The organism is Segeticoccus rhizosphaerae (genome assembly GCF_009192725.1).
Taxonomy (GTDB): Bacteria; Actinomycetota; Actinomycetes; order Actinomycetales; family Dermatophilaceae; genus Segeticoccus; species Segeticoccus rhizosphaerae.
On sequence record NZ_VOHR01000268.1, the window covers coordinates 1 to 5,144 of the forward strand.

At 70.6% G+C, this 5,144-nt stretch carries 6 protein-coding genes; 2 read left to right on the forward strand and 4 right to left on the reverse strand.

What is annotated here, in order from left to right; genetic code table 11:
• Positions 1–508 (forward strand): dienelactone hydrolase family protein (locus tag FRW57_RS16870; RefSeq protein WP_152186541.1); only part of this gene is annotated, 508 nt, incomplete at its 5' end.
• A gap of 3 nt (positions 509–511) precedes the next feature.
• A complete protein-coding gene (locus FRW57_RS16875) occupies positions 512–778 on the forward strand; it encodes a DUF6295 family protein (protein WP_137122887.1) in 267 nt (88 codons plus the stop codon).
• 80 nt (positions 779–858) lie between these two features.
• Here the strand turns inward: FRW57_RS16875 and prmC are convergent, their stop codons facing one another.
• The 4 genes from prmC to rho all read right to left on the reverse strand — a co-directional run.
• On the reverse strand, positions 859–1,776 hold the full coding sequence (gene prmC / locus FRW57_RS16880; protein WP_238999470.1) for a peptide chain release factor N(5)-glutamine methyltransferase: 918 nt from the start codon (positions 1,774–1,776) through the stop codon (positions 859–861).
• Between the two features lie 35 nt (positions 1,777–1,811).
• Positions 1,812–2,906, reverse strand: a complete 1,095-nt coding sequence (gene prfA, locus FRW57_RS16885) for a peptide chain release factor 1 (protein ID WP_137122886.1) — start codon at positions 2,904–2,906, stop codon at positions 1,812–1,814.
• 90 nt (positions 2,907–2,996) lie between these two features.
• Positions 2,997–3,221, reverse strand: coding sequence for a 50S ribosomal protein L31 (rpmE, locus tag FRW57_RS16890; RefSeq protein WP_137122885.1), 225 nt, complete (start codon positions 3,219–3,221; stop codon positions 2,997–2,999).
• 241 nt (positions 3,222–3,462) lie between these two features.
• Positions 3,463–5,144 (reverse strand): transcription termination factor Rho (gene rho, locus FRW57_RS16895; RefSeq protein ID WP_152186542.1); only part of this gene is annotated, 1,682 nt, incomplete at its 5' end.

The window sequence follows — 5,144 nt, forward strand, 5'->3', positions numbered from 1 at the left end:
CGCGACCGCCCGCGCCCGCGGTGGTGTCCCGGACGCGCGCCTGGTCGGGGACGTGAGCGGCGCGGCGCAGCACCTGCGGAGCCTTCCGACCAGCAACGGCCGGGTCGGCGTCATCGGCTTCTGCTCGGGCGGGCGCCAGTCGGTGCTGGCCGCCTGTCACCTCGACCTCGACGCCGCGGTGGACTGCTACGGCGCGTTCGTGATCGGCACGCCTCCCACCGGCTTCCCGGTCAAGATCACCGACATCGAGGACCAGCTGCCCGGGCTACGCGCGCCGCTGCTCGGACTCTTCGGCAACGAGGACTCCCACCCCTCGCCCGAGCAGGTCGACCGCCTCGATGAGGTGCTCGACGCGCACGGCAAGCCCCACGAGTTCCACCGCTACGACGACACGGGGCACGGATTCTTCGCTGTGGACCGGCCGTCATACCGGGTCGCGGCGGCGAACGACGGCTGGGAGCGGATCGAGGAGTTCTTCGGAGTCCACCTGTCCAAGGAGGCGAGCTGAACGATGTGCACCTACGCGACCGTCAACGCCGTGGTCGACGGCAGCGCCAAGGGGCCGGGAGGCAGGTGGTTCCACGTCACCGACGCCACGGTCTACTTCGACCACCCGGTGCACGCCATGGCCGAGCACACGCTCAACATCGACCTGGCCGACCCCTCCCGCGGTCCTTCCTCCCGGGTCGGTGTCGAGCTCACCGCGGCCTCCGCCCGCGAGCTCGTCGACGCGATCAACGCCGCGCTGGCCAGCGCCCCCGCCGAGCTGACCCGCTGACCGCCTTCCTCGACCGGACACCGCTTCGGCGGGCGCCTCGGTGTCCCTCGCCCGAGGCGAGTCGCCCTACGGGTGTCCGGTCAGGGGCGGGGGTGGCTGCTGCGGCGGGCGGTGACGGTGCGGGGACGGCCCGCGAAGTCGTCGTGGTCCTCGACGTCGGCCCAGTCCCCGGTGGCGATCAATGCTGCGGGGAGCGAATCACCCTGCACGTCAGCGTGTTCCATGACCAAGAGGCCGCCCGCGTGGAGCAGCTGGGCGGCCCGGGCCGCCACGGCGAGGGGGATGGCGAGCCCGTCGTCGCTGCCGCCGTAGAGCGCGACGTCGGGGTCGTGGTCGCGGACCTCGGCATCGTTGGGGACGGCGTGCGTGGGGATGTATGGCGGGTTGCTCACCACGACGTCGACGGTCCCCTCGAGCTCCGGGAAGGCCGTGGTCGCGTCGCCGAGACGCAGCTCCACGTCGAGGTCCAGCTCCTCCCGGTTGCGGTCCGCCCAGGCGAGCGCCAGGTCGGACACCTCCACGGCATGCACCCTGGCGGAGGGCACCTCGTGCTTGACCGCCAGGGCGATCGCCCCCGAGCCGGTGCACAGGTCCGCCACAACGGGCGGTCCGTCCCCCCCGTCGGCCACGCGCTCGAGCTCAGCCACGACCAGCCCGGCCGCGAGCTCGGTCTCGGGACGGGGGATGAAGACCCCCGGGCCCACGGACAGCTCGATGCTCCGGAACGATGCCCGGCCGGTGAGGTGCTGCAGCGGGACCCGCTTGGCGCGCTCGGCCACGAGCTCGTGGTAGCGGCCCTCATCGGAGTCGACCTCCGCCCCGAGGAGCATCTGGCGGCGGACCTCTCCCGCGGACCAGCCGAACGCGTGGGCCGCGAGCAGCACGGCGTCGGTGTCGGGACTGGCGACGCCAGCGTCGCGCAGGACGCTTGTCGCGGTACGGACCAGGTCACGCAGCGACCGGGCCTGCGCGCCGCCGCCCGGCGGTAAGTCAGGCACGAAGCGCCCGCCGATCCGCCAGCCTCACCGCACGCTCACGCGGAGCCATCGGCCAACGCGGCCATCCGCGCCGCCTCGTCAGCGTCCACCGCCGACTGCACGACCGGGTCCAGCTCGCCGTCCAGCGCCGCATCGAGGTTGTAGGCCTTGTAACCGGTGCGGTGGTCGGCGATCCGGTTCTCCGGGAAGTTGTAGGTCCGCACCCGCTCCGAACGGTCGACGGTGCGCACCTGCGAACGACGGGCCGCGGAGGCCTCGGCATCGGCCTGCTCCTGGGCGATCTGGTGCAGCCGGGCACGCAGCACACGCAGCGCCGACTCCTTGTTCTGCAACTGCGACTTCTCATTCTGGCAGGAGACCACCACACCGGTCGGCAGGTGGGTGATCCGCACCGCCGAGTCGGTGGTGTTGACGCTCTGCCCGCCGGGACCGGACGACCGGTAGACGTCGATCTTGAGGTCATGGGGGCCGATCTCGACCTCGGCCGGGTCGTCGATGTCGGGCATGACCAGGACGCCGGCGGCCGAGGTGTGGATGCGCCCCTGGCTCTCGGTGACCGGCACCCGCTGCACCCGGTGCACCCCGCCCTCGTACTTCAACCGGGCCCACGGCGCCTCGCCCGGTCCCGGTGTCCGCTTCGCCTTGATGGCGACCCGCACGTCCTTGTAGCCCCCGAGGTCGGACTCCGTGGCGTCGAGCACCTCCGTCTTCCAGCCGCGGTGCTCGGCGTAGCGCAGGTACATCCGCAGCAGGTCGCCGGCGAACAGGGCCGACTCCTCGCCACCCTCGCCCGCCTTGACCTCGAGGATCACGTCGCGGTCGTCGTCCTCGTCGCGGGGCAGCAGCAGCCGGCGAAGGGTGTCCTCGGTGTGCCTCAGCGTCTCCTCGAGGGCCGGCAGCTCCTCGGCGAACGACGGATCCTCGGCGGCGAGCTCGCGCGCGGCGGCCACGTCGTCGGTCGCCGCGTGCCACGCGTGGTAGGCCGCGACGGTTGGTGACAGCGCGGCATACCGCTTGTTGAGCTTGCGGGCCTCGGCGGGGTCTGCGCCCTCCGCGTGCAGTGCGGGGTCGGCCAGACGACGCTCCAGCTCGGCATACTCCTGCACGAGGGTGGCGGCTGACTCCAGCATGGCGGACCTTTCCTGGGCGATGACGCGACCGACAAACGACGACGCCGGCCCCGCGGCCCAAAAAGGGCCGGGGACCGGCGTGCGGTGAAGCTACTTGGCGGCGGCGTCGGCCTTCTTGCCGTAGCGCGCCTGGAACCGGGCGACGCGGCCACCGGTGTCCATGATCTTCTGCTTGCCCGTGTAGAACGGGTGGCAGTTCGAGCAGATGTCGGCGCTGATCTTGCCGCTGGTCTCGGTGCTGCGGGTCGTGAAGGTGTTGCCACAGGTGCAGGTCACCGTGGTCTCCACGTAGGCGGGGTGCAGGTCCTTCTTCAACGTGTGCTCCTTGATCGGGGTCCACCGGGTCGGGCGCTCTCTGGGCGCTCGTGAACCGGCAGCCAACACAGTGTGCCAACAAGCGGCACGTGTGTCCAAACGCGCCTTCGTCCCCAAGCATTCCCGAGTCCGTGGCCGACAGTCCACCAGCGCCGTGCCCACTTCTTGATGACGTGGTTTTGATGGCGTGGTCCCCATGACGATGCCCGCCCCGGTGGTTCACGGGGCAGGCATCGTGGGGTCAGTTGTCGTCGAGGTGGATCGACGAGGTCTGCTGGACCTGCATCAGGAACTCGACGTTGCTCTTGGTCTTCTTGATCCGGTCGATCAGCAGCTCGATCCCCTGCTGCGAGTCGAGGGCGGAAAGCACCCTGCGCAGCTTCCAGTGGATCTTGAGCTCCTCCGCCGACATGAGGATCTCCTCGCGCCGGGTGCCCGAGGGGTTCACGTCGATCGCCGGGTAGATGCGGCGCTCGGCGAGCTGCCGCGAGAGGCGAAGCTCCATGTTGCCGGTGCCCTTGAACTCCTCGAAGATCACCTCGTCCATCTTGGACCCGGTGTCGACCAGCGCCGTCGCGAGGATGGTGAGCGAGCCGCCGTCCTCGATGTTGCGGGCCGCACCGAAGAAGCGCTTCGGCGGGTAGAGAGCGCTCGAGTCCACACCACCGGAGAGGATCCGGCCGCTCGCCGGGGCTGCGAGGTTGTAGGCGCGGCCGAGGCGGGTGATGGAGTCGAGCAGCACGACCACGTCATGTCCCATCTCGACGAGGCGCTTGGCCCGTTCGATGGCCAGCTCGGCGACCGTGGTGTGGTCGTCGGCCGGGCGGTCGAAGGTGGAGGCGATGACCTCACCCTTGACCGCGCGCTGCATGTCGGTGACCTCCTCGGGTCGCTCGTCGATGAGCACGACCATGAGGTGGGCCTCGGGGTTGTTGACCGTGATCGCGTTGGCGATCGCCTGCAGGATCAGCGTCTTTCCGGCTTTGGCCGGGCTGACGATGAGTCCTCGCTGGCCCTTGCCGATCGGGGCGATCAGGTCGATGAGGCGGGTGGTGACGATGCCCGGCTCGGTCTCGAGCCGCAGCCGCTCCTGCGGGTAGAGCGGGGTGAGCTTGCCGAAGTCGACCCGCTCCTTGGCCTGGTCGGTCGTCATGCCGTTGACCGTGTCGAGCTGCACCAGCGCGTTGAACTTCTGGCGAGCCGGGATCTGCTCGCCCTCGCGCAGCGCGCGGACCGAGCCGGTGATGGCGTCGCCCTTGCGCAGGCCGTTCTTCTTGACCATGCCCATCGGCACGTAGACGTCGTTCTCGCCGGGCAGGTAGCCGCTGGTGCGCAGGAACGCGTAGTTGTCGAGGACGTCGAGGATGCCGGCAACGGGCACGAGCACGTCGTCCTCGTGCACCGTCGTGTCGACGTCGCCGCCGCGGTAGTCGTTGTCGCGACCGCCGCGGCGCTTGCGGTCACGGCTGCGCTGGCGGTTGCGCCTGCGACCGCCGCCGCGCTCGTCGTCGTCGCGGCGGTTCTGGTTGTTCTGGTTGTTCTGGTTGCCCTGGTTGTTACGGCCGCCGCGGTTGTTGTCGTGGTCGTTCTGGCCGCGGCTGTCGTCGTGGTCACGCTGGCCACGGTTGTCGTCACGGTTGTCGTCGCGGCTGTCGCTGCGGTCGCGCTGGCCACGGTTGTCACCGCGGTTGTCCTCACCGCTCTGATCGCGCTCGCGACGGCCCTCGGGACGCTGGTGGTCGCGCCCCCCGTCACGGTTGCCGTCGCGCTGCTCACCGCGGCTGTCGCGGTCGCGCTGCTCGCCACGGCTCTGCTCGTCCCGACGGTCCGCACGCTCGTCGGTGCCGGAGCTGTGGTCGGGCCGGCTGGTCTGGCTGGTGTCGGCCTGTGGCGCGGAGCCGCCGCTCTGGGCACGGCGGGACC